General features: G+C 32.8%; 29 protein-coding genes and 5 tRNA genes. 24 read left to right on the top strand and 10 right to left on the bottom strand.

Going from position 1 to position 25,178, the window contains the following annotated elements:
* Entirely contained in the window at positions 1 to 2,250 is a 2,250-nt protein-coding gene (locus ACY3JJ_RS07275) for a vitamin B12-dependent ribonucleotide reductase (RefSeq protein ID WP_463091411.1), read from the top strand.
* Between the two features lie 31 nt (positions 2,251 to 2,281).
* Here ACY3JJ_RS07275 and serS read toward each other — a convergent pair whose 3' ends face one another.
* Together serS and ACY3JJ_RS07265 are read right to left on the bottom strand one after the other, a co-directional pair.
* Positions 2,282 to 3,562, bottom strand: coding sequence for a serine--tRNA ligase (serS, locus tag ACY3JJ_RS07270; protein WP_463091410.1), 1,281 nt, complete (start codon positions 3,560 to 3,562; stop codon positions 2,282 to 2,284).
* 10 nt (positions 3,563 to 3,572) lie between these two features.
* Positions 3,573 to 4,271 carry a metal-dependent hydrolase gene (locus ACY3JJ_RS07265; RefSeq protein WP_463091409.1) on the bottom strand — a complete coding sequence of 233 codons (699 nt, stop codon included), beginning with the start codon at positions 4,269 to 4,271 and terminating at the stop codon, positions 3,573 to 3,575.
* A gap of 93 nt (positions 4,272 to 4,364) precedes the next feature.
* Between ACY3JJ_RS07265 and ACY3JJ_RS07260 the strand changes: the two genes are divergently transcribed.
* Positions 4,365 to 4,718 carry a hypothetical protein gene (locus tag ACY3JJ_RS07260; RefSeq protein WP_463091408.1) on the top strand — a complete coding sequence of 118 codons (354 nt, stop codon included), beginning with the start codon at positions 4,365 to 4,367 and terminating at the stop codon, positions 4,716 to 4,718.
* A 55-nt stretch (positions 4,719 to 4,773) separates the two neighbouring features.
* Here ACY3JJ_RS07260 and ACY3JJ_RS07255 read toward each other — a convergent pair whose 3' ends face one another.
* The gene (locus ACY3JJ_RS07255; protein WP_463091407.1) at positions 4,774 to 6,423 is read right to left on the bottom strand and encodes a S1 RNA-binding domain-containing protein; all 1,650 of its coding nucleotides are present in this window, start codon (positions 6,421 to 6,423) and stop codon (positions 4,774 to 4,776) included.
* A 165-nt stretch (positions 6,424 to 6,588) separates the two neighbouring features.
* Here ACY3JJ_RS07255 and ACY3JJ_RS07250 point away from each other — a divergent pair.
* From ACY3JJ_RS07250 to rplL, 13 genes are all read left to right on the top strand, one after another.
* Positions 6,589 to 6,663: transfer RNA gene (locus ACY3JJ_RS07250), tRNA-Thr, on the top strand.
* Positions 6,664 to 6,679: 16 nt separating this feature from the next.
* Positions 6,680 to 6,765: transfer RNA gene (locus ACY3JJ_RS07245), tRNA-Tyr, on the top strand.
* A gap of 8 nt (positions 6,766 to 6,773) precedes the next feature.
* Positions 6,774 to 6,850 (top strand) — tRNA-Met (locus ACY3JJ_RS07240).
* 18 nt (positions 6,851 to 6,868) lie between these two features.
* Positions 6,869 to 6,944, top strand: a tRNA-Thr gene (locus ACY3JJ_RS07235).
* A 73-nt stretch (positions 6,945 to 7,017) separates the two neighbouring features.
* On the top strand, positions 7,018 to 8,235 hold the full coding sequence (gene tuf, locus ACY3JJ_RS07230; RefSeq protein ID WP_463091114.1) for an elongation factor Tu: 1,218 nt from the start codon (positions 7,018 to 7,020) through the stop codon (positions 8,233 to 8,235).
* Positions 8,236 to 8,258: 23 nt separating this feature from the next.
* Complete coding sequence (gene rpmG, locus ACY3JJ_RS07225; RefSeq protein WP_463081860.1) at positions 8,259 to 8,408, top strand: 50S ribosomal protein L33; 150 nt, start codon at positions 8,259 to 8,261, stop codon at positions 8,406 to 8,408.
* Positions 8,407 to 8,483: transfer RNA gene (locus tag ACY3JJ_RS07220), tRNA-Trp, on the top strand. Before rpmG ends, ACY3JJ_RS07220 begins: the two co-directional genes overlap by 2 nt.
* A 32-nt stretch (positions 8,484 to 8,515) precedes the next feature.
* Entirely contained in the window at positions 8,516 to 8,728 is a 213-nt protein-coding gene (gene secE, locus ACY3JJ_RS07215) for a preprotein translocase subunit SecE (RefSeq protein ID WP_463091406.1), read from the top strand.
* A gap of 10 nt (positions 8,729 to 8,738) precedes the next feature.
* Positions 8,739 to 9,275, top strand: coding sequence for a transcription termination/antitermination protein NusG (nusG, locus tag ACY3JJ_RS07210; RefSeq protein ID WP_463081862.1), 537 nt, complete (start codon positions 8,739 to 8,741; stop codon positions 9,273 to 9,275).
* A gap of 15 nt (positions 9,276 to 9,290) precedes the next feature.
* Entirely contained in the window at positions 9,291 to 9,719 is a 429-nt protein-coding gene (gene rplK / locus ACY3JJ_RS07205; protein WP_463081863.1) for a 50S ribosomal protein L11, read from the top strand.
* 62 nt (positions 9,720 to 9,781) lie between these two features.
* A complete protein-coding gene (rplA, locus tag ACY3JJ_RS07200) occupies positions 9,782 to 10,510 on the top strand; it encodes a 50S ribosomal protein L1 (protein WP_463091405.1) in 729 nt (242 codons plus the stop codon).
* Between the two features lie 172 nt (positions 10,511 to 10,682).
* The gene (rplJ, locus tag ACY3JJ_RS07195; protein ID WP_463091404.1) at positions 10,683 to 11,219 is read left to right on the top strand and encodes a 50S ribosomal protein L10; all 537 of its coding nucleotides are present in this window, start codon (positions 10,683 to 10,685) and stop codon (positions 11,217 to 11,219) included.
* A gap of 17 nt (positions 11,220 to 11,236) precedes the next feature.
* Positions 11,237 to 11,617: a 50S ribosomal protein L7/L12 gene (rplL, locus tag ACY3JJ_RS07190; protein ID WP_463083626.1), complete on the top strand. Its 381-nt coding sequence runs from the start codon at positions 11,237 to 11,239 to the stop codon at positions 11,615 to 11,617.
* A 20-nt stretch (positions 11,618 to 11,637) separates the two neighbouring features.
* On the opposite strand, the gene ACY3JJ_RS07185 is transcribed toward rplL, so the two are convergent.
* The 7 genes from ACY3JJ_RS07185 to ilvE are packed head-to-tail and all read right to left on the bottom strand — an operon-like array spanning position 11,638 to position 19,254.
* Positions 11,638 to 12,861, bottom strand: a complete 1,224-nt coding sequence (locus ACY3JJ_RS07185; protein WP_463091403.1) for an aspartate kinase — start codon at positions 12,859 to 12,861, stop codon at positions 11,638 to 11,640.
* Between the two features lie 18 nt (positions 12,862 to 12,879).
* Complete coding sequence (locus ACY3JJ_RS07180) at positions 12,880 to 13,878, bottom strand: aspartate-semialdehyde dehydrogenase (RefSeq protein ID WP_463091402.1); 999 nt, start codon at positions 13,876 to 13,878, stop codon at positions 12,880 to 12,882.
* Between the two features lie 17 nt (positions 13,879 to 13,895).
* Entirely contained in the window at positions 13,896 to 14,789 is an 894-nt protein-coding gene (gene thrB / locus ACY3JJ_RS07175; protein ID WP_463091401.1) for a homoserine kinase, read from the bottom strand.
* Positions 14,786 to 15,826, bottom strand: coding sequence for a threonine synthase (gene thrC / locus ACY3JJ_RS07170; RefSeq protein ID WP_463081869.1), 1,041 nt, complete (start codon positions 15,824 to 15,826; stop codon positions 14,786 to 14,788). Before thrC ends, thrB begins: the two co-directional genes overlap by 4 nt.
* 2 nt (positions 15,827 to 15,828) lie before the next feature.
* The gene (locus ACY3JJ_RS07165) at positions 15,829 to 17,103 is read right to left on the bottom strand and encodes a homoserine dehydrogenase (RefSeq protein ID WP_463091400.1); all 1,275 of its coding nucleotides are present in this window, start codon (positions 17,101 to 17,103) and stop codon (positions 15,829 to 15,831) included.
* Positions 17,100 to 18,377 carry a diaminopimelate decarboxylase gene (gene lysA / locus ACY3JJ_RS07160; RefSeq protein ID WP_463091399.1) on the bottom strand — a complete coding sequence of 426 codons (1,278 nt, stop codon included), beginning with the start codon at positions 18,375 to 18,377 and terminating at the stop codon, positions 17,100 to 17,102. Before lysA ends, ACY3JJ_RS07165 begins: the two co-directional genes overlap by 4 nt.
* Positions 18,367 to 19,254: a branched-chain-amino-acid transaminase gene (gene ilvE, locus ACY3JJ_RS07155; protein WP_463091398.1), complete on the bottom strand. Its 888-nt coding sequence runs from the start codon at positions 19,252 to 19,254 to the stop codon at positions 18,367 to 18,369. Before ilvE ends, lysA begins: the two co-directional genes overlap by 11 nt.
* Before the next feature lie 159 nt (positions 19,255 to 19,413).
* Between ilvE and rpsF the strand changes: the two genes are divergently transcribed.
* From rpsF to argB, 9 genes are all read left to right on the top strand, one after another.
* Entirely contained in the window at positions 19,414 to 19,707 is a 294-nt protein-coding gene (rpsF, locus tag ACY3JJ_RS07150; RefSeq protein WP_463091397.1) for a 30S ribosomal protein S6, read from the top strand.
* 6 nt (positions 19,708 to 19,713) lie between these two features.
* On the top strand, positions 19,714 to 20,151 hold the full coding sequence (locus tag ACY3JJ_RS07145; protein WP_463091396.1) for a single-stranded DNA-binding protein: 438 nt from the start codon (positions 19,714 to 19,716) through the stop codon (positions 20,149 to 20,151).
* On the top strand, positions 20,148 to 20,405 hold the full coding sequence (gene rpsR, locus ACY3JJ_RS07140) for a 30S ribosomal protein S18 (RefSeq protein WP_463081875.1): 258 nt from the start codon (positions 20,148 to 20,150) through the stop codon (positions 20,403 to 20,405). The genes ACY3JJ_RS07145 and rpsR overlap by 4 nt, the downstream gene beginning before the upstream one ends.
* Positions 20,406 to 20,454: 49 nt before the next feature.
* Positions 20,455 to 21,402, top strand: a complete 948-nt coding sequence (locus ACY3JJ_RS07135; RefSeq protein ID WP_463091395.1) for a DUF2232 domain-containing protein — start codon at positions 20,455 to 20,457, stop codon at positions 21,400 to 21,402.
* A 4-nt stretch (positions 21,403 to 21,406) separates the two neighbouring features.
* Positions 21,407 to 21,865 carry a 50S ribosomal protein L9 gene (rplI, locus tag ACY3JJ_RS07130; protein ID WP_463091394.1) on the top strand — a complete coding sequence of 153 codons (459 nt, stop codon included), beginning with the start codon at positions 21,407 to 21,409 and terminating at the stop codon, positions 21,863 to 21,865.
* The gene (dnaB, locus tag ACY3JJ_RS07125) at positions 21,866 to 23,227 is read left to right on the top strand and encodes a replicative DNA helicase (RefSeq protein ID WP_463091393.1); all 1,362 of its coding nucleotides are present in this window, start codon (positions 21,866 to 21,868) and stop codon (positions 23,225 to 23,227) included.
* Positions 23,228 to 23,302: 75 nt separating this feature from the next.
* Positions 23,303 to 23,785: a roadblock/LC7 domain-containing protein gene (locus tag ACY3JJ_RS07120; protein WP_148807469.1), complete on the top strand. Its 483-nt coding sequence runs from the start codon at positions 23,303 to 23,305 to the stop codon at positions 23,783 to 23,785.
* A gap of 25 nt (positions 23,786 to 23,810) precedes the next feature.
* Positions 23,811 to 24,398 carry a GTP-binding protein gene (locus tag ACY3JJ_RS07115; RefSeq protein ID WP_463091392.1) on the top strand — a complete coding sequence of 196 codons (588 nt, stop codon included), beginning with the start codon at positions 23,811 to 23,813 and terminating at the stop codon, positions 24,396 to 24,398.
* Entirely contained in the window at positions 24,391 to 25,164 is a 774-nt protein-coding gene (argB, locus tag ACY3JJ_RS07110; RefSeq protein ID WP_463091391.1) for an acetylglutamate kinase, read from the top strand. The genes ACY3JJ_RS07115 and argB overlap by 8 nt, the downstream gene beginning before the upstream one ends.
* The last annotated feature ends 14 nt before the right edge of the window (positions 25,165 to 25,178 follow it).

Below are 25,178 nucleotides of genomic sequence, written 5' to 3'. Positions count from 1 at the left end.
ATGAAGAGAGTAGAATTAACTGATCAAGCTTTAAATATATTACAAAAGAGATATCTCAAAAAGGATGAAAATGGAAATGTTATTGAGACTCCGGAAGAGATGTTTGAGAGGGTTTCTGAAAGTATTGCTAAAATTGATCTTATTTATGACTCTAACGCTAATTGGGAAGAAACAAAAGAAAAATTTTATGATATGATGGTTTCTTTAGAGTTTCTTCCTAATTCGCCTACACTTATGAATGCTGGTAGACCATTAGGACAACTATCAGCATGTTTTGTTATACCAATTGAGGATTCATTAGTGAGCATATTTGATGGATTGAAGTATGCGGCTTTAATACATCAGTCTGGAGGAGGTACTGGATTTTCATTTTCTCGCCTTCGTCCTAAGGGGGATATTGTTAGGACAACTGGAGGTGTTGCTTCTGGACCAGTAAGTTTTATGAAGGTTTATGATGCAGCAACAGATACCATAAAGCAGGGTGGTGTAAGAAGAGGCGCAAATATGGGAATTCTTCGAGTTGATCATCCTGATATTTTTGAATTTATTACCTGTAAAGATAAAGAAGGAGTGCTACCCAACTTTAATATATCTGTCGCTATTACAGATAAATTTATGGAAGCTGTTTTGAGGGATGATGATTTTGATTTGATAAATCCGAGAAACAAAGAAGTTGTTAAAAAAGTAAAAGCAAGAGAAATATTTGATCTTATTGTGGAACAGGCTTGGAAAAATGGGGAACCTGGGGTAATATTCATTGATGAAATTAACAGAAAAAATCCGACGCCTGGTGTTGGAGAAATTGAGGCTACAAACCCTTGTGGTGAGCAACCTTTACTTCCTTTTGAATCTTGTAATTTGGGATCTATAAATCTTGGTAAAATGATTAAGAGTAATGGTGATAAGAATGAGATTGATTGGGATAAATTAAGAGAAACAGTACACAAGGCAGTTCATTTTTTAGATAATGTAATTGATGCTAATACATATCCTTTAAAGCAAATAGAAGAGATTACAAAAACTAATAGAAAAATTGGCCTTGGTGTTATGGGTTTTTATGACCTTTTAATTCTTCTTGAAATTCCTTATAATACTCAGAAAGCAAGAGATATTGCAGAGGAAATTATGAGGTTTATCCTTGATGAAGCAAGAAATGCTTCTTTAAATCTTGCAGAAAAAAGAGGAGTTTTCCCAAATTGGGAAAAGAGTATTTATAAGGATATGGGTTTAAGGTTAAGAAATGCTACTTTAACTACTATTGCTCCTACTGGAAGTATTAGTATAATAGCTAATGCTTCTTCTGGTATTGAGCCTATTTTTGCTTTGGCATATAAAAGAAAGGTGAGCTTAGGGGAATGGAATGAGGTTTATCCATTGTTTAAGGAAGCGTTAATAAAGGAAGGGATATATTCAGATGAATTAATAGAAAAGATATTAGAAAAAGGCACTATTAAAGATATGGAAGAGATACCAGAGAAGATAAGAAAATTGTTTGTTACAGCATTGGATATAGATTATGAAGATCATGTTCTAATGCAAGCTGCATTTCAAAAATATGTAGATAATGCGGTATCAAAGACTGTAAATTTAAAACAATCAGCTACCAGAGATGATATAAGAAAAATTTATCTAATGGCTTATGAGTTAGGTTTGAAAGGAATAACTGTATATAGAGATAAATCAAGAACAGAACAAGTTTTGAGTGTAGAAACGAAAGAGGCAAAGGAGGATAAAACTGAACATAAAGTAAAACCACGACCACGTCCAAATATAACTTATGGTGCAACAATAAAAATAAAGACTGGTTGTGGTAATCTGTATGTAACAGTGAATGAAGATGAATTTGGCATATGTGAAGTGTTCTCAACCTTAGGTAAAGCAGGAGGATGTGCAGCATCTCAAACTGAAGCAATCTCAAGACTAATTTCTTTGGCCTTAAGGAGTGGTGTAGATATAAATTCTATTATTAAACAGTTAAAGGGAATACGATGTCCTAATCCCACAAGATCAGAAGAGGGTGATTTTATCTTCTCTTGTTCTGATGCTATTGCAAAAGCATTGGAAAAATATTTAGTGCTAAAAGAAGGTGATGTAAATTTTTCCTCTCACAATAATTTTGTAATTATGCCTAAATCTTCAGATAAGGAAAGTTCCTATTCAGGAGTTCCATGTCCAGAATGTGGTGCACCTCTACAGATAGTAGAAGGTTGCTTAACGTGTAGAGTTTGTGGTTACTCAAAGTGTTATTAAAAAATAAGCCCCCTTAAAATGGGGGCTTATTTTATGCTTTGGGTTTAATCTCTCTAATACCTAAGGTATAAGGTTGTAGAGCTTTCGGAATTAAAATGCTTCCGTCTTCTTGTTGATAATTTTCAAAGATAGCAATTAATGCTCTTGAAATTGCAATAGCTGTACCATTTAGCATATGTACATATGCTACTTCTCCTGTTACTCTTCTAAATCTTATATTTAGTCTTCTTGCTTGGTAGTCTGTGCAATTTGAACAGCTTGTGACCTCTCCAAAATCTCCTCTCCCTGGCATCCATGCCTCAATATCAAATTTTCTTGCAGCAGGTGCTCCCAAGTCACCAGAGCAAATATCTAAAACTCTATATGGTATTTCTAGTTTTTGGAAGATTTTTTCCTCTAATCCTAATATGTATTCATGCATGTCTTCTGAATCTTCAGGCCTACATATAATAAATATTTCTGCTTTACTAAATTGGTGGACTCTATAAAGACCTCTATTATATCTTCCATATGCTCCAGCCTCTGTCCTAAAACAGTGAGAAAAGCCTAAATATTTTAGTGGAAGATCTAACTCATCTAAAATTTCATCTTTGTGGTAACCACCTAAAGTTATTTCTGCAGTAGCAATAAGGCCTAAATCAAAATTTTCTACTCTATAAATTTGGGCTTCAGGTCCTCTTGGTTGAAAACCTATGCCATCAATGATCTCCATTTTGGCTAAGTCTGGAGTAATAAATATTTTGAAACCTTCTGGAACTAAAGTATCTATAACCATCTGCATAAGAGCAAATTCTAATATTACAGCTTCATTTTTTAAATAGTAGAAGTTTGATCCTGTAACTTTACTACCTCTTTCAAAATCCAATAAATCATTCATCATTCCTAAGTCCAAATGGTCCTTGGGAGTAAAGTTGAATTTTTTAATTTCTCCCCATCTTTTAATTTCTACATTATCATTTTCATCTTTTCCCCTTGGGGCTTTTGGTGAAAGAAAATTAGGAAGTTGCCAGAGACGTTGATAAAGTTCTTTCTCAATATTTTTGAACTCTTCTTCGATTTTTTCAATTTTTTCCTTTAATTCTTTAGCTTCTTTGATTAACTTTTCCCTTTCTTGATCTTGTTTTTTGCCTATTTCTTGAGATATTTTATTTCTTAGTGATCTTAGGTTATCTAATTCTTTTTGGAGTTCTCTTCTTTTAGAATCTAATTCTAAAATATAATCCACATTATATTTTTCTGGATCTAAGTTTCTTAATAGGATATTTTCTTTCATTAGATCAGGATTTTCTCTTAATGTTTTGATATCAATCATGGTTTACCTCCTAAAATTTAAAAATATTTGCAAGAAAAAAGATTATGTTTACTATTATTAAGATAATCATAAAGATCTTTTCTTCTAAGCTATTTGTACGAAATATTTTCAGACTTATTTTCCATTTTATTGGAAATACGGGATTAATCCCATGAAATGTCATCATATCGCCTATTAAATGGCCTAAATAGCCAATATTAATTCCTATATAGAATCCATTATACATGTTTATAAAACTTAATGGAAGATTTTTAAGGTTATTAATATACATTGCAGATAGAAAAAGATTTATAATTAATAAACCCCATATACTATGAAGTAAGCCTCTATGTACAAATAAGGGCTTTAGTAATAACTTAAAAACTAAAGATAGAATTATGGATACAATTGTAAAAATAACAAAAAATAAGATTATTTTGTCATATATATAGTTAAGTCCAGTTTTAGAACATATCAGTAAAGATAAAGCTAAACTGAAAAAAACAGATAAAATAGGAATTAGTAAGTTGAGCAGTGTTTTTGTTGGAAGAAGTCTTTTTGAGACTTCTGAGTGAGGTGCATCAACATCTGGTACAAAAGTACCAATAGTTGTTCCTATGATGGTGCCAATACCCCAAGGAGTTAGTATCTTTTCTGGCATCCCATCTGATAGTTTGAGGATGGTCTGTAGAACTAAGTAATTTAAAGCTAAATGTGTCTTATATATCATTATTTACTATTTCCTCCTTGTATGATATATTTTATAAGTATAACAGAAAATTCAAAGTCTATTTAAAAATGTCTGTGAGGGGGAATAAGGAGAATGATGATTAATATTAGTAGAATTTTAGATTTTGTTATTTTTGGAATAATTATTGTTTTTCTTGTGTTCTTATATAGACTTTTAAGTTCATCTCAAGGTAAAATTACAGAGATATATGAGATAAATAAAAAAATAGAAGAATTGTCCAATAAGGAAGAAGCTTTGAGGAGAGAGATAAGGGAAATTTCAGAGATGTTGAGAGTTTTAAGAACACAAGAAGCATCTTTATTAGAAGAAGTTAAAAAAGTAGTAGAGAAACAATCCACAACCTTAAACTTTCAAGATTTAGATCAAAAAATTGCTCTATTAGATAAAAAAATCACAAGGATTTTAGAAATTATTATGTCTAAATAAAAAATACCCCCTCCTTTAAAATAAATAACAAAAGAGGGGGTAAGTAGTATTTATGCTATTGAATATTTTTGAGCTTTAAGATTTCACCTAATGTTATAGGCGGAGGAGAAAATTCTTTTAGTTGTTCTTTAATTTCCTTTTCTAATCTCTCTTTTAATAGAGCTTTTCTTGAAATAATAATTTTTCTGTTTTGAGTGTTGATTTTTATGATTTTAGCTTCTATATAATCTGTAACGTTTTCATTATCTTCTTTATCAAGGTATACTTGATTTTGAGGTAGGAATCCTTCTATACCTGGTTCTATTTCTACAATTATTCCATCTTTTGTTTTTTCTATTATCTTTCCTTTTATGTTATCTCCTTCTCCATATCTTTTATCTATGTCTTCCCAAGGATCTTTTAGTAAATCTCTTCTACTTAAAGTGAGTTTTCTATTTTCCTTATCAATATTTATAACTTTAACCTCTATTATGTCTCCTATTTTAAAGAAAATTGAAAGGTTATCTATTCTTTCCCAAGAGAGATATTTTTTAGGAATTAAGCCTTCTAAGCCTGGTTTTATTTCTAAGAAGATCCCAAAGTCTGTAATATTAGTGATTTTACCTTTTGTTATATCTCCTACTTTTAAGATACCATCGATTACTTCCCAGGGATTGGGTTCGGTTTGCTTTACACTCAATATGATTCTTTGCCTTTCATCATCAACCGATAATACCTTTACTTTTATTTTGTCTCCGACTTTAAATTTTTCTCTTTCTTCATTAACTCTTCCCCATGTGATCTCATTTTGAGGTACATAACCAAATAAATTATCTGTTTTAACGAGAATTCCATTTGTGATTTTAATTATTTCTCCTTCTATAATACTTCCTATGGGGTATTTTTCTTTAAATACACTCCATGGATTGGGTTGTGTTTGTTTAATACTGAGTTCTGCAGTTTTTGATTCATCATTTAACTTTAAAATCTTAGCTTTAACAATATCTCCAACCTCAAAAAATCTCCTAACATTTTTAATAAGGAACCACGATAATTCATCATAATTGACAGTTCCGATTATACCAAAACCGAGATCTACTGTTATTTTATCATCTTCTACTTTTATGATCTTGCCTCTCACTATATCAGAGTTTTTAATTTTTTCCCATAGATCTAATTTTTTTTCTTCTTGTTCCTTCTCTAATAATTCTCTAACGGATATAATTAATTGTTTTCTTTCCGGGTTAATTTTTACTATTTTCCCTTCCACTTTTTTGTTTAGATAAAATTTTGGAGGTTTTAATGGGGGCATATCTATCTCTCTATGTGGTATTATTCCAGTGATTTCATTTTCAATCTCAATGATAAATTTTCTATCATGATAGTCAATTACTTTACCCTTTATAGGTTTTTCGTTTTCATATGCCCACATTAACTCTTCCCATATTTTATTTTCTATGGCTTTTTTGTTTGATACTAAAATAACACCATCTTTAAAATTAATATGCTGAATAATGACGGGTATTTTATCTACCTTTTGTTTTTTCTCAATCTTGGATTTTATTTCCTTAGATAATTCAGTGTATGGTAAAAATGCATCATATTTTTTTCCAATATCTAACCATATCCCATCTTTATCCTCACTTAGAACAGCACCGTAAACGAGAGTGTCTATAGTTAATGATAAATCTGAATCTTCTAATTTTATTTCTGATAATTCTTCCATATATAGAATCCCTCCTTTAATATAGCTTAATAAATTACTAAAAACCTTTTTAATTATATCATCAATTACTGTTATAAAAAATAAGCCTGCCCCTTGACTTAGATTCGATTTATGTATATACTTTTCAGTGTCCAGTTGAGATAAGTTTATGAAAGAAAAAATTGAGCCGAGGTAGCTCAGCGGCAGAGCAGCTGATTTGTAATCAGCGGGTCGGGGGTTCGAATCCCTTCCTCGGCTCCATAAGATGTGTGAATATGGGGAGGTACCCAAGTGGCCAAAGGGGGCAGACTGTAAATCTGCTGGCGGACGCCTTCGGGGGTTCAAATCCCTCCCTCCCCACCATTTAATATCGCGGGGTAGAGCAGCCAGGTAGCTCACCGGGCTCATAACCCGGAGGTCGAGGGTTCAAATCCCTCCCCCGCAACCAATTTTTTATATTTAATGGGCCCACGTAGCTCAGTCGGCAGAGCGTACCCTTGGTAAGGGTAAGGTCACCGGTTCGATCCCGGTCGTGGGCTCCATTTTAAATATAATCTAAGGTGTTTTATTTTCTAATTTTTATAATCAAAACCAAATTTTAGGAGGAGATAAAGGATGGCGAAGGAGAAATTTGTAAGGACGAAGCCACATGTAAACATAGGTACGATAGGTCACGTAGACCATGGTAAGACGACATTAACGTCGGCCATAACGATGGTATTAGCGGCGGAAGGGTTAGCGAAGCCATTGAAGTATGAAGACATAGATAAAGCGCCTGAGGAGAGGGCGAGAGGAGTGACGATAAACTTATATCATGCGGAATATGAGACACCAAACAGGCATTATGCGCACATAGATGCGCCAGGGCATGCTGACTATATAAAGAACATGATAACAGGGGCTGCACAGATGGATGGAGCGATCTTAGTAGTATCAGCGGCGGATGGGCCAATGCCGCAGACGAGGGAGCACATACTATTAGCGAGGCAAGTAAACGTGCCATACATAGTAGTATTTTTAAACAAGATAGACATGGTAGATGATCCAGAGATTGTGGACTTAGTGGAGATGGAAGTAAGGGACTTATTAACGAAGTATGGATATCCAGGGGATGAAGTACCAGTAATAAGGGGGTCAGCATTAAAAGCGGTAGAGGTAATGAGTCAGAATCCGAACACGAAGAGAGGGGAGGACAAGTGGGTAGATGCGATATGGGAATTAATGGATGCGGTAGACAGTTACATACCATTACCTGAGAGAGATGTAGACAAGCCATTTTTAATGCCAATAGAGGACATATTTAGCATAACTGGTAGAGGGACAGTAGTTACGGGGAGAGTAGAGAGAGGAAGAGTGAAGGTAGGGGATGAAGTAGAGATAGTAGGGTTAACAGATGAGATAAAGAAGAGTGTAGTAACAGGGGTAGAGATGTTCAGGAAGCAATTAGATGAAGCGATAGCTGGAGACAACATAGGGATATTATTAAGAGGGATAGACAAAGATGAAGTAGAGAGGGGACAAGTAGTAGCGGCGCCAGGGAGTATAAAGCCACATACGCATTTCAAGGCGCAAGTATACGTATTAAAGAAGGAAGAAGGGGGAAGGCACACGCCATTTTTCAGTGGATATAAGCCACAATTTTATTTCAGGACTACTGATGTAACAGGGGAGATAAAATTACCTGAGGGAGTACAGATGGTAATGCCAGGGGACAATATAGAGATGGAGATAAAGTTAATAAAGCCTGTAGCATTAGAGGAAGGTTTAAGATTTGCAATCAGAGAAGGTGGAAAGACTGTTGGTGCAGGTGTCGTAACTAAAATTATTGAATAATAACTGAGAGGTGTTATAATAAAATGAGAGTAATCATAACATTGGCTTGTACAGAATGTAAAGAAAGAAATTACACTACAGAGAAAAATAAGAAAAACGATCCAGATAGATTAGAGTTAAAAAAGTATTGCCCAAGATGTAGAAGGCATACTGTTCATAGAGAAGTAAGGTAGGCCCGTAGCTCTAATAGGGAGAGCACCGGACTCCAAATCCGGGGGTTGCAGGTTCGAGCCCTGCCGGGCCTGCCAAAAATTTTTATATTTAGGAGTGTGTACTATATATGGTAAAGGCAAGTATATTGGATAAAATAAAAAATTTTTGGGCTGAGGAAAGATTAGAATTAAAGAAGGTTGTGTGGCCTGATAAGAATAAGGTCTTTCAATTATCTTTAGCCTTAGGGATAACATTTATATTGTTAATTATAATTATATCATTCTATGATTTTGTCTTTACTCTTTTAAGTAGACTTATTTTAGGAAGTTTTACAGGCTAAAATGGAGGTAATGTCAGTGACAGGGCCTAAATGGTATGTAGTACATACATTGGCTGGACATGAACATAAGGTAAAAGCAATATTAGAAAGACAAATAAAGCTATTACATTTAGAAGATAAGGTATTTGAAATTGTTGTTCCTGAGGAAAAAGTAATGACAGTAAAAGGTGGAAAAAAGAGAATTCAGGTAAAAAAAGTTTTTCCGGGATATCTTTTTATTAGAATGGTGGAAGATGAAGATGTAAAAAGGCTTATTAGAAATACTACTGGGGTTACTGGTTTTGTTGGAACTCCAGGAAAGCCGAGTGCGCTTAATCCAGAAGAAGAACATTGGATTAAGAGATTTTTGGAGCAGAAAGAAATAAGGCCAGAACTTAAGGTTAAAAAAGGAGATAGGGTATACATTAAATCAGGACCATTTATGGGATATGAGGGATTTGTGGATGAGGTTTATCCTGATAAAGGAACAGTTAGAGTTCTTTTATCTATTTTTGGGAGAGAAACTCCAACAGAAATTGATCATACTCAAGTAGAGAAAACTGATTAAAAGGAGGGAATAGTCTTGCCTAAAAAAATTGTTGGAAAAGTTAAGCTACAGTTACCCGCAGGAAAAGCAACGCCTGCTCCTCCAGTAGGTCCTGCTTTAGGGCAATATGGGGTAAATATAATGGAATTCTGTAAGGCCTATAATGCAGCAACAGCTGGTCAAGAGGGAATGATTATACCGGTTGAAATTACTATTTATGAGGATAGAACTTTTACTTTCATTACTAAAACACCTCCTGCATCTGATCTCCTAAAAAAGGCTGCTGGTGTGGAAAAGGGATCAGGAGAGCCTAATAAAGTAAAAGTTGGAAAAGTTAAAAAAAGTAAAATAAGAGAAATTGCAGAGTTAAAGATGAAGGATTTAAATGCACATGATATAGAAGCTGCAATGAGAATGATTGAGGGTACAGCTAGAAGTATGGGGATTGAAATAATAGAAGGATAGATGGGTTTAGGTGGGAGAGGATATACCTCGTTAAAACCACAAAGAGATAAGGAGGATATAAAATGGCAAAAAGAGGAAAAAGATATTTACAATTAGCATCATTAATTGAAAAGGGTAGATTATATTCACCCAAAGAAGCTGTAAGTTTAGTAAGAAAACTTGCTACTGCAAAATTTGATGAAACTATTAACTTGGCTATAAGATTAGGTGTTGATCCTCGTCATGCTGATCAACAAGTTAGAGGTACAGTTGTACTACCGTATGGCACTGGTAAAGAGAAAAAGGTATTGGTTTTTGCTGAGGGAGAAAAAGCTCAAGAAGCAAAAGAGGCTGGAGCTGATTATGTAGGAGGAGAAGAGTTAGTTAAACAAATTGAGAATGGTTGGTTAGATTTTGATGTTGCTATTGCTACTCCTGATATTATGGGTACATTAAAGATTCCATCTCGACTAGGAAAGATATTAGGTCCAAGAGGACTTATGCCAAACCCAAAAACTGGTACAGTAACTAATGACATAGCAAAGGCAGTAAAGGAATATAAAGCAGGAAGAGTAGAGTTTAGAACAGATAGATATGGAATAATTCACGTTCCTGTTGGAAAGGCTTCATTTTCTGAGGAGGCTTTGTATAAAAATTTAATGACAGTTTTAAGCACTATATTAAGATTAAAACCCCCTTCTGCTAAAGGTCAATATTTTAAGAGTGTGCATATATCTCCTTCAATGGGGCCGAGTGTTCCTATTGATACTAAAAATCTTGCAGATATTATAAGACAAGAGGAGGCAGCATAAACTTATACAGATATTAAATAAAGTTCTATAACTTGGGCCGAAGACCGTAGGTAAAAAATATTAAAATCCTACGTAGGCCTTACTGGTTTTTCAAAATATATGTATATTCTATAAGGGAAAGCCAGAAGGCTTTCCCTTATGTTTAATAAAAAAGGAAAAGGAGGTGAAAAATTTGCCAAAGCCAGAGAAAGTTCAAAAAGTCGAAGAGATGTATAAAAAAATGGAAAAAGCTAATGCATTAATATTTACAGATTTTAAAGGTCTAACAGTGGCTGATCTTTTCGAGCTACGTAGCAAAATTAGAGGATTACAAGCAGAATATAGGGTAGTAAAAAATACATTAGCTTTATTGGCCATCAAAAGGTTATATCCTGACAAAGAATTTGACAAGTTTTTTGTAGGACCTACAGCAATAACTTATTGTTATGATGATCCTTTTGCTGTTATAAAAGCTTTAGCAGATTATTCAAAAGATCATGAAGCCTTAAAGCTTAAAGGTGGAGTGGTAGACGGAGACATATATACAGCAGATGAAATAAAAGAGATGGCAAACCTTCCACCAAAAGAAGTTATCTTATCACAAGTAATAGGAAGTATAGCTTCACCTTTAAGTTCCTTAGTATGGAGTCTAAAATGGCCTGTAAACAAATTGGTATGGACATTAGATGCTATCTCTAAAGAAAAAGAAAAGATTTCTATAAATCAATAAAAGGGAGGTAAGGAATGATGAATAAAGAAGAAATCATTCAAGCTATTAAAGAGATGAAGGTTTTGGAGTTGGTGGAATTAGTAAAGGCATTGGAGGAAGAGTTTGGTGTTAGCGCAGCTATGCCTGTTGCTGCTGTTGGAGCACCAGTAGCAGGAGCTGGAGCTGCAGCTGCTCCTGTAGAAGAGAAAACAACTTTTGATGTCATACTAAAAGATGCAGGAGCTAACAAGATAAAGGTTTTAAAGGTAGTAAGAGAAATTACTGGTCTTGGTTTGAAGGAGGCAAAAGATCTCGTAGATTCTACTCCTAAGCCAGTAAAAGAAGGTGTTTCAAAACAAGAGGCTGAAGAAATTAAAGCTAAATTAGAGGCAGAAGGAGCAGTAGTAGAAATTAAGTAGTATTAAAGGGGGAGAAGATATTATTCTTCTCCCCCTAAATTGAATCCATCATGTAATGCTCTAACAGCTTTTTCAACCAAATCTTTTCTTATAATACATGTAATTTTAATTTCTGAAGTTGTTATCATCTCTATATTTATTCCAGCAGATGCAAGAATACCAAACATTTTTGCTGCAATTCCTGGAGTACTTTGAATTCCCCATCCTACTATTGATACTTTTCCTACATTATTATCGTAATTTATTTCTTTTGCACCTATTTCTTTTACCACTTCTTGTATTGATTCGATAGTTTTTTGTAACTCTTTTTCAGGTACAGTAAAAGATAAATCTGTGATACCATCTTTACTAACGTTCTGTACTATATCATCAACATTTATAGCTCTTTCTCCCAATGGGGCAAATATTTTATGAGCTATACCTGGTTTATCAGGTACACCCACTATGGTTACTTTAGCTATATTTTTATTATGGGCTATTCCTTTTACTTTTTGTTTTGTTTCCACTTCTTTTCCCTCCCCAATTAAAGTACCAGAATTTTCATTGAAACTTGATCTTACTATAACAGGCACTTTGTAAGTTGCTGCTAAATCTACAGACCTAAGCTGCATAACTTGCGCTCCTTGTCCTGCCATTTCTAACATTTCTTCGTAGGATATAAAGTCTAATTTTTTAGCATTGGGAACTACTCTTGGATCTGCGGTAAAAATTCCATCAACGTCGGTATATATTTCGCATATATCTGCTTTTAAAACTGCGGCAAGAGCAACCGCAGTTGCATCGGAGCCTCCTCTTCCTAATGTTGTTACATCTCCTTTTTGAGGTTCATATCCTTGAAAACCTGCTACAATAACAACTCTTCCTTTTTCTAATTCTTCAAGAATTCTTTTTGGTTCTATCTTAAGTATATTAGCTTTTGTGTGTGTATTATCAGTTATAATTCCTGCTTGTTTTCCAGAAAGTGCTATTGCTGGTATTCCTAAATTTTGTAAGGCCATGGCTGTCAAAGCTGCAGATATTCTTTCTCCAGATGAGAGTAAAAAATCCATTTCTCTCGGCTCAGGATTAGGATTTATTTTTTCTGCCATTTCTATCAAATCGTCTGTTGTATCACCCATAGCAGAGACAACTACTACTAATTTGTAGCCTTCTTTATAATATTTAGCTATTCTTTTAGCTACATTTTTGATTCTTTCTACTGATCCCACTGAAGTACCACCATATTTTTGAACAACTAAACTCACTTTTCATTCCTCCCTAATTTAGAAAATCAATTTTTCTAATATTTGTACCGCATTAAGAGCCGCACCTTTCCTTATATTATCAGATACTACCCACATGTCGATAGCTTTTGGATCAAAGAGGTCTTTCCTTATTCTTCCTACAAATACTTCGTCTTTCCCATCGCAAAATAGCGGCATGGGATAAAGTTTTTCTTGAGGTTTATCAATAACTTTAACTCCAGGTGCTTCTTCAAGAGTTTTATATACTTCCTCTAAAGTAAAATCATTTTCAAATTCTGCATAAATTACTTCTGAATGACCTCTTATAACAGGTACTCTTACACAAGTTGGAGAGACTTTTATTGATGAATCGTGAAGAATTTTATGGGTCTCTCTAACCATTTTCATCTCTTCTCTTGAATAATTTTCATGTTCAAAAGTATCAATGTGAGGTATTAAATTAAAACTAATAGGATAAGGGAAGGCAGAAGGAATAAATTCCTTTTCTTCTAAGAAAGCCTTTGTACTTTCCATAAGTTCATTAATAGCTTCTTTTCCTTTTCCAGAAACTGATTGATATGTAGCCACAAATATTTTTTTTAGTTTCCATTTTTTATGTAAAGGATTTAAAGCTACTAACATTTGAATAGTGGAACAGTTTGGATTAGCTATTATATTTTTGTGATTTTTTAAATCTCCAGGATTAATCTCTGGGATAACTAAAGGTACATCAGGATTCATTCTAAACGCATTGCTATTGTCTATAATTATTGTACCTTTTTTAGCAATTTCTGGAGCAAGTTCTAAGCTTATTTCTTCTCCTATTGAGAAGAGGGCAAAGTCAGCTTTTGAAATATTTTCTACAGTGGCTTTCTCTACTTTTATTTTTTCATTTCCAAAATCTACATAAGTCCCTTCAGATTTTGCTGATGCAAAGGCATAAATTTCACTTATTGGAATTCTTCTTTCCCATAAGATTTTTAGCATTTCTTGTCCCACTAAACCTGTGGCTCCTACGACTGCAATTTTATAAGACATCTCTTAACCTCCTTTTTTTAATTAAGTTTTTCTAAAGTGATGCCATTGTGTTCTATTTTTAATAATTTAAATTCACCTTTTAGGGCTTCTTTTAAATTATTTTCTAATTTTTCTAAAATTTCAAGAGCTTCTTGTTCATTGAATAGAAGAACAAGAAGAGATGGACCAGCACCACTTAAAACAATTTTTTTACCATATTTTTCTACTTCTTTTGATAACAAAGGATATTCTTTTATTAATTCAAATCTATAAGGTTGATGAATCTTATCATCTAAGCCCATTTTTACTAATTTTTCATCTTTTTGAAATAATCCAGATATTAGTATTCCGAATTTTTGAAGATTGAATACTACGTCTTCTCTTTTGTAATTATGGGGTAAAATACTTCTTGCTTCTTGAGTTGATAAGTAATAGTCTGGTATATAAAGTAATCCCCAAAAATCATAGTTTATTGGTAATTTGGATATATAAATCTCTTTTTCATTTTTTAAACATATATTTATACCACCATTTATAGCTGCAGATATATTATCCAAATGATTTTCAAATTTTAAAGCAATGTTCAGTTTCTCGTGTAGATTAAGATAGGTATTGGTTATTATCTCTGCTGTATATATTCCGCCTACTATAGCTGATGCGCTACTTCCTAAGCCCTTTCCTATGGGAATTTCTGACCAGAGTTCTATAGTGTAATTTAATGGTTTCTTATTTATATAATTTATTGTTTCATTGAAAGCCTTAATAAAAAGGTCATTATTTATTTTATTTTTATTTATAATCTTTATATCATCTTTGTGTGACTCATCTTTTATTATGTAAATGTGGAGATATAAATTCCAGGCTATACCGATAGAGTCAAAGCCTGGTCCAATATTAGCAGATGTGGCAGGAACCTTTATATGATAGATCACTTTTCTAAAATCCTTTCTAATTCTTTTATATCAGGTTCTATAACATATTCTATTTTTGATTGTTTAATGGCAATATCTGGATCTTTTAAGCCATGTCCTGTAAGTACACAAACTACTTCATTACCTTTAAATTTTCCATTTCTTATAAGTTTCTTTACACCAGCCCACGATGCTGCAGAAGCCGGCTCTACAAAAACCCCTTCTTTGCTTGCTAACTCTTTTTGAGCTTCTAAGATCTCCTCATCGCTAACAGTATCTATTAAGCCTGAAGATTCTTTTACTGCATTTATTGCTTTATCCCAACTTGCGGGATTTCCTATTTTTATTGCTGTTGCTATAGTTTGTGGATTTTCAATAGGATGTCCTTTTACTAAAGGAGCAGCACCTTCTGCTTGAAAACCTAACATTTTGGGTAAAGTATTACTTTTTCCTATTTTAAAATATTCTTTAAAGCCCATCCAGTATGCGGATATATTTCCTGCATTTCCTACAGGAATAGCTAAATTTTCAGGTGCTCTTTTTAAGGTATCGCATATTTCAAAGGCAGCAGTTTTTTGTCCTTCTAATCTATATGGGTTTATTGAGTTGACAATGGTTATGGGGAATTTTTGTCCTGCTATTTTTACTAAATTTAAGGCGTCATCAAAATTCCCTTTTATACTTATAACCTTTGCACCATACATTAGTGCTTGCGCTAATTTTCCTAAAGCAATAGCTTTTTCTGGGAGAATAACAAAAGATTTTAAATTTGCTAATGCAGAATAAGCAGCAGCTGAAGCAGCGGTATTTCCTGTAGAGGCACATATTACTGCTTTGCTTCCTTCTTCAAGTGCTTTTGCTATAGCGACTACCATTCCTCTATCTTTAAAAGAACCTGTTGGATTCATACCTTCATATTTAAGCCAAATATCAATGTTATAAATTTTTGAGAGATTGTAAGCATAAATGAGAGGTGTGTCTCCTTCATGTAAAGATATAATAGGTGTCTTATCTGTTAAGGGTAGAAATTCTTTGTATTTAAAAAGTACTCCTTTCATTTTTATCCCTCAATTCTTATTAGACTTCCCCAATTTTCTAAGATGGGGAGTTTTTTAATCTCACTTATAGCTTTTTGCATACTATTTTCATTTGTTTTATGTGTAAGAATAACTATTTCTGCTTTTTCTTCTTTTTCTGACGTTTCTTTCTGAATAACAGAGGATATGCTTATACTTTTTTCTCCCAATATCTTAGCAATTTGTGCAAGAACCCCTGGCTGATCTTTTACCCAAATTCTTATATAGTATCTGGTAAAGAAATTTTCCCAATTTTTTATTTTGGAAGGATAAAGATAAGCAAAAGAATAATATCGGGGTAACGAATATAGTAAAGTATAAGCAGATTCTAATATATCGGATAGTAATGCCATAGAAGTAGGATAGGGACCAGCACCTTCACCATATAATAAAATATCTCCTCTTTTTTCTGTTTTTAAAAGGATTGCATTATATACCCCTCTTATTGATGCAAGGGGAGAATTTATTGGAATCATAGTTGGGTGTACTCTTGTTTCAATTTCTCCGTTATTTTCTTTGCTTATAGCAAGCAATTTTATTTTATAACCTAAGTCTTTTGCGTATAACAAATCTCTTAATGTTATATTTTCTATTCCTTCCCTGTATATGCATTGAGGTGTAATGGTTGTGTGATAAGCAAAAGAGGATAGGATGGACAATTTATAGGCTGTATCTAAACCTGAGATGTCCTTTGTTGGATCTGGTTCTGCATATCCTAATTCTTGAGCTTTCTTTAAGCTTTCATCAAAATCTTTCATTTCTTCTTCCATTTTGGTGAGTATATAATTGGTAGTACCATTTAATATAGCCCAGATTTCTTTTACTTTATCGACAACCATGGCTTCTTTTATCGTTTTTATTATGGGTATACCTCCGCCTACACTTGCCTCAAATAATATATCTACGCCTTTTTTCCTTGCTATCTTATATAGTTCTTCTCCATATAAAGCAATAACTTCCTTATTGGCTGTAACCACAACTTTCTTTTCTTCTAGTGCTTTCTTTATATAGGAATAAGCAGGTTCTATTCCTCCCATTAATTCAACTATGATTTGGATTTCTTGATCTAATATGATTTCTTCAGGGTTTGTTGTTAATAAATCTTTTGGAATTTCTCTTTTTTTATTTAAATCCTTTACAAGAACTTTTTTAATTTCTAAAGGTTCTCTAAGAATATTTAGAATGGTTTCTTTTTCTGAATATAGTACTTTAAAGAGTGCTTGTCCTACTTGTCCCCCACCTAAAAGTCCAATTTTCATATTTGACCCCTCAAAAGATCTTCATAAGTATCTCTTTTAACTATTAATCTATCTTTTCCATTCTCTATCAGTACTACACCGGGTCTAACCGTAGCATTATACCAAGTAAACATTGAAAAGTTATAGGCTCCTGTAGAGAATGTTATTAAATAATCTCCGTAATTTGGCCATTTATCTTCAAAATCCCTTATAAGAATGTCTCCAGATTCGCAATGTTTTCCTGCTATTGTATATATGGTATTTGTACTTTCATTAGATGTTATTAATAAGGCTGAATATTTAGCTCCATATAAAGAAGGTCTAATATTATCTGACATTCCACCATCTACTGATACGTATTTTCTTATACCTGGAATCTCCTTTCTACTTTCTATTTTGTAAATTGTAATTCCTGCTCTTCCTACCAAAGATCTACCTGGTTCGCATATTAATGTGAAATGATGTCCAATAGTTTCTTCAAATTTTTGGGATACTTGGTAAGCTAAATCTTCTATTTCTGGAGGGTTATCGTCTTTTGTATATGCAATACCTAATCCCCCACCTATACTCATTTCTTCTATGTTAGTATTAGCTGATTTTAAATTATTATATATTTCGCTTAATACTTCAGCTAATTTTACATAGGCACTTATATCAAAAATTTGAGAACCAATATGAGCATGTAATCCTTTAAAATCTATGTATTTTTCTTTCCTAATTCTTTCTATCAATTCATAAACTTGGTTAATAGGAAGACCAAATTTAGTGTCTATTTGACCTGTTCTAATAGATTTATGTGTACTTACTTCAATATTTGGTATTAACCTAATAAGTACCTTTATAGAAGTTGAATGTTTATCTGTTAGAAATTTTATTTTTTCGTATTCATCAAAGTTGTCAATTATTATGGCTCCTATATTTTCCTTTATAGCATATTCTAATTCATGAATGCTTTTTGCATTACCATGAAAATAAATTTTATGAGAATCTACACCTGCTGATCTTGCTATAAAGAGTTCTCCACCTGTTGATACAAGGAATCCTAAGCCTTCTTTATGGAAAATCCGTATTACTTCTAATATTGGTAGAGCCTTAATAGCAAAAAGTACTTTAGATTTGTTTTTATAGTACTTTTTCCATGAGTTAATATATTTTTGGGCTTGAGTTATTAATGTTTTTTTATCGATTACATATAATGGAGTACCATATTTTTCTGCTAGATTTTTAATACTGATACCATCTATTTTCCATTCATCTTGGAAATGAAAAGTTTCAGGATATATTTTATTTTGCATATACTGGACTCCCCGCTATGCCAGATTGGGCATATTCATGGAATATTTTTCTTATTTTTTGAGTTATTTCACCAGGTTTTCCATTTCCAATGATTCTTTCATCTATTTTAATAACAGAAATTATCTCTACAGCAGTACCAGTAAGAAAAACTTCGTCAGCATTATATAGATCATATCTTGTAAAGAAACCTTCTACCACTTCTAGACTAAGTTCTTTCTTAGCCAAATCTATGACTGTTGCTCTTGTAATCCCAGGTAAAGCTCCCAGGGTTACAGAAGGTGTAAATAAAATTCCTTTTTTAACAAAAAAGATATTATCGACAGTGGCCTCTGTTACATATCCTTGATGATTAAGCATGATACCTTCCGCAGCTCCGGCAATACGTGCCTCTATTCTTGCTAAAATATTGCTCATATAATTTAGAGATTTAATTCTGGGATCTAAAACATCGGTTGGTGATCTACGAGTGGCTACTGTTACTGCAGTAAGACCAGTTTCATAAAATTCTTCAGGAAAAACCTTTATTTTATCTGCAATTATAATTACGGTACCCTTTTTACATTCCCAAGGATCAATCCCTAATCCATACTCACCACGAGTTACTATAAGTCTTATGTATGAATCTTTTAAGTTATTAACTCTTACAGTTTCTATTACAGCTTCTTCCATTTCTTCAAAAGAAAGAGGTATATTTAACCAAATGGCTTTTGCTGATGCATATAATCTTTCTAAATGTTCTTTTAACTTGAATACACTACCATTATAGGCTCTTATACCTTCAAAAACACCATCCCCATATAGTAAGCCTCGATCGAAGACTGAGATTTTTGCATTTTCTGTTTGGATAAATTCTCCATTTATATACACTAACCCCATTTTCAACTCCTCCTTTTTTTAGAGTAAAATTATACAGTTATGATGAAAAATTTTCAATTGAAATATCTTGGCTTTTTGTTAAAATAATAGTATAATTTTTGAGCTAAATCCTGCTCCATGCTTAAAACATGGGGCCAAAAAGTCCAAAGGAGGTTAGAGATGCGTAAGTATGAGGTAATGTATTTAATCAGTCCTGAGCTTTCAGAAGAAGAATTGAATCAACTTACGGAGGATCTTAAAAAGGATATAGAAAATTTAGGTGGAGAGGTTCAAACAGTTGATAACTGGGGTAAGAAAACATTGGCTTATCCTGTTAAGAAGTTTAATGATGGATATTACGTGATTATGACTTTTTTATTCCCACAAAATCAGTTATCTGAATTTGAAAGAAGGTTGAAGTTGAGGGAGAAGATTTTAAGGTATATGATTACTCTATTAGAGAAGGAAGAATAATGAATTATGCTTAATAAAGTATTATTGATTGGACATTTAGTAAAAGATCCAGAGATGAGATACACTCCAAGTGGGGTGCCCGTTACTACTTTTAGAATAGCTGTTAATAGACCTAAAAATAGTAAGGGTGAAAGAACAGCAGATTTCATAGACATAGTGGCATGGAGAAGGCTTGCGGAAATATGTGGTGATTATTTAAAAAAGGGAAGACTTGTGGCGGTTGAAGGAAGATTAAGGACAAGGATTTATCAAACTCCTGATGGTCAGAAAAGAAAAGTAGTAGAAGTAGAGGCTATAAATGTTCATTTTTTGGGAAAGAAAGAGGAAAATAATGAACCAAACTCTGTAGAGGAACCTATTGAAGATGTTACAAGTATTGAAATTGAAAGTGAAGAAGAGATTTTAAATGAATTACTGGAGGAAAGCGAGGAGGAAGAAGAATGAGTAATGATAAGGTTTCTGCTAAAACTCAAAGATTTGCATATTCTTCAGGAAGAAAAAAGTTTTGTGTTTTTTGTAGTGAAAAAATAGATTATATAGATTATAAGAATGTGGAAAGATTACGCAGATTTATGACGGAAAAGGGCAAAATTATTCCAAGAAGAGTAAGTGGCAATTGTGCAAGACATCAAAGACAATTAAGTACTGCGATAAAAAGAGCAAGATATATGGCACTTTTACCTTATGTGGTTAAGTAAAATGATTATTAAGAGGGAGAGTATAAACTCTCCCTCCTCTTTTTGATGTATGTTCAATACTCACAGTGTTGCTGAAGGAAGTTTAATAACAGCTATAAGTATTATTTTATTTTGGCTTTCTTATTGGTTCTTTCCTCTAATTTTCTTTTGTTCTTTGCCATTTATCTTTCTATCTTATCGGCATAATATTAAGATAAGCTTTCTTTCTCTTCTTATCTCTTTTATACTTGCAAGTTTAATGATGAATCCATTTAGTACTTTTGCTTTATTTTTGCCTTCTGGTTTTTTGGGCATTTTTATTGGATACGGCATAAAAGCAAAATGGAATATATATAAGTTGTTGTTTATCGGTTTTGTTATAATTCAATTTTTTCAAGTATTAAATATCATGATTTCTATGATATTTTTTAAGATCCCCTTTGAGAAAGCTCTGGGGTTAGATGTTTATAAGGAAAGTTGGCAGAAATCATCAGAACTTTTATCTAAATATTTTAAAGATAAGGAATCTCAAGAAATTATCAATTTACAAGGAAGTTTTGTAAAAAATATAAATCTTTTTATCCCAACCCTTCTAATTATATCTGCCTTTACCCAAGTAATTATAAATTATCTCATAGCTGAGAGGGTTTTAAGAAGATTTCAGGTAAATATTCCCAAGTTACCAAGTATAGAATCTTTAAGGGTTTCTAAAAAGTTATTATTTATTCTTTTTATTATTTATATTATCACTGGAATAACTTATAGTTTTTTAAAAGCTTTACCGTGGATTCAATATTTAGGTATAAATATCTCTTTATTGATTCAGGCCTTAGTACTTTTAAATGGATATATTATACTTTGGATATTTCTAAAAAATTATATTATTGTTAAATGGCTTAGATGGTTATTATTGATTTTCATGATTTTAAATCCTATTTTCGGGAGTATAATATTTATTGTAGGACTTATAGATATTTTTTATCCTTTAAGAGAGAAAATCTTGATGAAAAGGGAGTAGAAATATGAAAAAAATTAAAGTAATGCTTTTAAAAGATGTAAATAATCTTGGAAAAAAAGGAGATGTTATTGATGTAAGTGACGGTTATGCAAGAAATTATTTGCTTCCAAAAGGATTAGCTCAAGAAGTCAATGAGGGATTATTAGAAAATTTAAAATTACAGGAAATTTCTAAAAAGAAAAAGGAAGAAAAACTGATAGAAAAGTTTAGAAAGGAAAAAGAATTATTAGAGAAGAATACATATGTTGTAAAAGCTAAGGTAGGAGAAACAGGTAAACTTTTTGGCTCGATAACTAGTAAAGATGTGGCAGATATTATAAACGAAAAATTAAAACTTGGTATAGATAAGAAACAAGTGGAGTTAGATGAACCGATAAAATCTTTAGGAGAATATGAAGTGACCATAAAACTTCATCCTCAAGTTGCTGCTAAAGCAAAAATTATCGTGGAAGCTGAGAAATAGATGAAAAATAGGGAAGATATATTAGGAAAAGTTCCACCTCATAATGAAGAAGCAGAGCAGGCTGTTTTAGGAGCAATGCTCCTTTCCAGAGATGCTATTGCGAAAGTTATTGAAATTCTTCAATCGGATAGTTTTTATTATGAACATCATAGTATTATTTTTCGAGTAATTGTAGAGCTCTTTGAAAAGGGCCTTCCAGTAGATTTAGTATCTGTAACAGAGGAGTTGAGAAGCAGAAATTTGTTAGGAAGAGTTGGGGGCAGTTTATATGTTGCTTCTTTGTTGGATGTAGTACCCACAGCAGCAAATGTAGAATATTACGCTAATATTGTTGCTGAAAAGGCTTTACTTAGAAAGCTTATATATGCGGGTACGGAAATAGTATCCTTAGGCTATAGAGAAAATGAAGCACCAGAACTTCTGGTAGATAAAGCTGAACAGTTAATATTTGATATAGCTCAACACCATAGATTTAGAACTTTAGTACCTCTTAGGGATATACTTGCAAAAAGTTTTAAAGAAATAGAGAGATTACACCAGACTGGAAAACCGTATACGGGTATTCCTACTGGATTTTGGGATTTGGATAGAAAAACTGGGGGTTTACAACCTTCTGATCTTATTATTGTGGCTGCAAGGCCTGGTATGGGAAAAACGTCCTTTTGTTTAAATATTGCCCAACATGTAGCCTTAGAAGAGCATTTACCCGTTGCTATTTTTAGTTTAGAAATGTCAAGTTTTCAATTGGCTTTAAGACTTTTAGGGTCAGAAGCCCAAATAGATATTCACAGGTTGCGAACTGGTCAGATTAAAGAACATGAGTGGCCAAAATTAGCAAGAGCTTTTGGTAAACTTGCTGAAGCACCTATTTTTGTTGATGATACTCCTGATTTGAATGTTATAGAGATGAGAGCAAGAGCAAGAAGATTAAAAGCAGAAAGAGGACTTTCTCTTATAATTGTGGATTATTTACAGCTTATAAGGTTGCTCGATAGAGATAAGAGCGAGCATCAACAAATATCAGAAATCTCAAGAGGATTAAAATCCTTAGCCCGTGAATTAGAGGTTCCAGTAATAGCTATATCTCAGTTATCAAGGGCTGTGGAAACAAGAGCAGAAAGAAGACCACAACTTTCAGATTTAAGAGGGTCTGGAGGCTTAGAGCAGGATGCTGATGTAGTAATTTTTATATATAGAGAAGGATATTATAAGGCTCAAGAGTCAGAAGTAGAATCAGACATGCCAGAAGAGGTGGAAATCATAATAGCTAAACAAAGAAATGGACCCACAGGAACTGTGAAATTGCTGTTTCTCAAAAATTCTACTTCCTTTAAATCGCTAAGCCTAAGAGAAGAATTCTAAGTTTGACTATAGGCTTTTAAAGGATTATAATTTTTGTAAAAATTTTAATTAAGTAATATCTAAGGAGGGTTCTAAATGGATGAAAGAGAACAGATATTATCTTTAGTTATATCATTGGAGGACCAGGAGGAGATTGAGCGTTATTTGGGACAATTTTTATCGGAATCAAAAGCTAAGGCTGCTCTATTGATAGATAAAAGTGGTACTGTTATTGGTGGTAGGGGAACTGCTTCTCAGTTTGATTTTGTAACTATATCTGCCTTGGCTGCAGGAGCTTTCTCTGCGACTCAAGAACTGGCAAAACTTCTTGGAGAAGAAGAGTTTTCTTTAATATTCCATCAAGGTAAAAGAAACCATCTGCATATATCCCATATTGAAAAACAAGTATTGCTCTTAGTTATTTTTGATGATTCTACTACATTAGGAATGGTAAGACTTTTTGCACAAAAAGCTTGCGAAAATTTAGCTAAAATAATCAAGAAAATTAAGGAAAAACAGAAAGATATTCCAAAAGCTGAATTCAATTTTAATGATATAGAAGATTTCTTTAAAAAGTAAAAATTTTTAAAAAAGGTGAAAATCTATGGCTGTTTTAAATTATGCTGCAAAAGAGATAACTTGTAAGATTGTTTATTGTGGTCCCGGTTTAAGTGGTAAGACTGTAAATTTGCAACAAATATACAAAATGGTTTCTCCTGATAGGAGAGGAGAATTAGTTTCTTTAGCTACAGAAACAGAAAGAACTTTGTTTTTTGACTTTCTTCCCTTAGATTTAGGAACAGTTCAAGGTTTTAAATTGAGATTCCAATTATATACAACCCCAGGTCAAGCTTTATATGAGGCAAGTAGGAAGCTAATTTTAAGGGGAGTAGATGGGTTAGTTTTTGTAGTTGATTCTCAAAGAAGTAGATTAGAAGAGAATGTTAGAATTTTTGAGGCATTAAAAAGGGAGTTAGCAGCTGTTGGTTATGAGTTTAATAATTTACCATTTGTTTTTCAATATAACAAAAGAGATTTACCTGATATAGTAAGCGTTGAAGAATTAAATGAGAAACTAAATCCTGAAGGTAAATATAAATATTTTGAAGCGGTTGCAATAGAAGGAAAGGGAGTAATGGAAACATTGAAAGCTATATCTCAGGAGGTTTTGTTAAAGTTAACCCGTGGATAAGAAAAATGTTAACTTAATAAAAATAGGTGGAAACCTTTTAAATAAGCTCCCCCTTTTTTTAAAAGAGATAAGAAATTTACATGAAAAAGGAGAAAATTTTGTTTTGGTTCATGGTGGAGGAAAAGAAATTAATTTTTGGATGGAGAAATTTGGATTGGAGCCCAAATTTATAAAAGGAAGAAGAGTTACAGATGAGGAAACGCTAAAAATTGTAGAGATGGTCCTATCTGGAGAAATACAAGGAAAGGTTTTATCCCAAATGAAAAAAGAAAATATAAAGGCTGTTGGGATCAATGGTAAGTCTATTTTTTATTGTAAAAAATTATATATTGATGATATTGATCTTGGTTTTGTAGGAGAGGTTATTAATGTGGATTTGGAACCTATTAATGCTTTGTTAGAAAAGAGGTATGTGATTGTAATATCGTCTATTGGGGTGGATAACGAGGGAAATTCTTACAATATAAATGCTGACACTGCAGCATTATCCTTAGGAGTTTTTCTTAAAGTTAATAGGCTTATTTTCTGTACTGATGTTCCAGGAGTTATGATCAAAGAAGATGGTAAAGAAATAGTTATAAAATCTCTTAATGTAGATAAGGCTTTAGAACTGATAAAAAATGGAAAGGTAACTGGAGGAATGATTCCTAAGATTGAATCTTCTTTATTTGCTGTTAAAAATGGAGTAGAAAAGGTACAAATATGGGGAGGAGATGATTTCTCAAAAGTTTGGAATTATGAAGAGGGAACTTTATTCTATGTTTGAGAATAAGGGGGAAG

It is taken from the genome of Dictyoglomus sp. DH (genome assembly GCF_055181375.1).
The sequence above is the reverse complement of the archived record's forward strand: the minus strand, read 5'-3'. Positions and strand labels throughout refer to the sequence as shown.

Coding starts and splice junctions, on each gene's coding strand:
- ilvE (WP_463091398.1), bottom strand. CDS start 19,254: ATGGGGTTAGTGTATATAAATGGAGAATTTATCCAAACAGAAAATGCA.
- ACY3JJ_RS07260 (WP_463091408.1), top strand. CDS start 4,365: ATGATGATTAATATTAGTAGAATTTTAGATTTTGTTATTTTTGGAATA.
- rpsR (WP_463081875.1), top strand. CDS start 20,148: ATGAGTAATGATAAGGTTTCTGCTAAAACTCAAAGATTTGCATATTCT.
- nusG (WP_463081862.1), top strand. CDS start 8,739: ATGTCAGTGACAGGGCCTAAATGGTATGTAGTACATACATTGGCTGGA.
- ACY3JJ_RS07165 (WP_463091400.1), bottom strand. CDS start 17,103: ATGAAAATTGGACTTTTAGGTGGGGGACAAGTAGGACAAGCACTCTTT.
- ACY3JJ_RS07255 (WP_463091407.1), bottom strand. CDS start 6,423: ATGGAAGAATTATCAGAAATAAAATTAGAAGATTCAGATTTATCATTA.
- ACY3JJ_RS07135 (WP_463091395.1), top strand. CDS start 20,455: ATGTTCAATACTCACAGTGTTGCTGAAGGAAGTTTAATAACAGCTATA.
- serS (WP_463091410.1), bottom strand. CDS start 3,562: ATGATTGATATCAAAACATTAAGAGAAAATCCTGATCTAATGAAAGAA.
- thrC (WP_463081869.1), bottom strand. CDS start 15,826: ATGAAAGGAGTACTTTTTAAATACAAAGAATTTCTACCCTTAACAGAT.
- dnaB (WP_463091393.1), top strand. CDS start 21,866: ATGAAAAATAGGGAAGATATATTAGGAAAAGTTCCACCTCATAATGAA.
- tuf (WP_463091114.1), top strand. CDS start 7,018: ATGGCGAAGGAGAAATTTGTAAGGACGAAGCCACATGTAAACATAGGT.
- ACY3JJ_RS07115 (WP_463091392.1), top strand. CDS start 23,811: ATGGCTGTTTTAAATTATGCTGCAAAAGAGATAACTTGTAAGATTGTT.
- rplI (WP_463091394.1), top strand. CDS start 21,407: ATGAAAAAAATTAAAGTAATGCTTTTAAAAGATGTAAATAATCTTGGA.
- ACY3JJ_RS07120 (WP_148807469.1), top strand. CDS start 23,303: ATGGATGAAAGAGAACAGATATTATCTTTAGTTATATCATTGGAGGAC.
- ACY3JJ_RS07275 (WP_463091411.1), top strand. CDS start 1: ATGAAGAGAGTAGAATTAACTGATCAAGCTTTAAATATATTACAAAAG.
- rpsF (WP_463091397.1), top strand. CDS start 19,414: ATGCGTAAGTATGAGGTAATGTATTTAATCAGTCCTGAGCTTTCAGAA.
- rpmG (WP_463081860.1), top strand. CDS start 8,259: ATGAGAGTAATCATAACATTGGCTTGTACAGAATGTAAAGAAAGAAAT.
- rplA (WP_463091405.1), top strand. CDS start 9,782: ATGGCAAAAAGAGGAAAAAGATATTTACAATTAGCATCATTAATTGAA.
- rplL (WP_463083626.1), top strand. CDS start 11,237: ATGAATAAAGAAGAAATCATTCAAGCTATTAAAGAGATGAAGGTTTTG.
- ACY3JJ_RS07265 (WP_463091409.1), bottom strand. CDS start 4,271: ATGATATATAAGACACATTTAGCTTTAAATTACTTAGTTCTACAGACC.
- secE (WP_463091406.1), top strand. CDS start 8,516: ATGGTAAAGGCAAGTATATTGGATAAAATAAAAAATTTTTGGGCTGAG.
- ACY3JJ_RS07145 (WP_463091396.1), top strand. CDS start 19,714: ATGCTTAATAAAGTATTATTGATTGGACATTTAGTAAAAGATCCAGAG.
- ACY3JJ_RS07180 (WP_463091402.1), bottom strand. CDS start 13,878: ATGTCTTATAAAATTGCAGTCGTAGGAGCCACAGGTTTAGTGGGACAA.
- lysA (WP_463091399.1), bottom strand. CDS start 18,377: ATGCAAAATAAAATATATCCTGAAACTTTTCATTTCCAAGATGAATGG.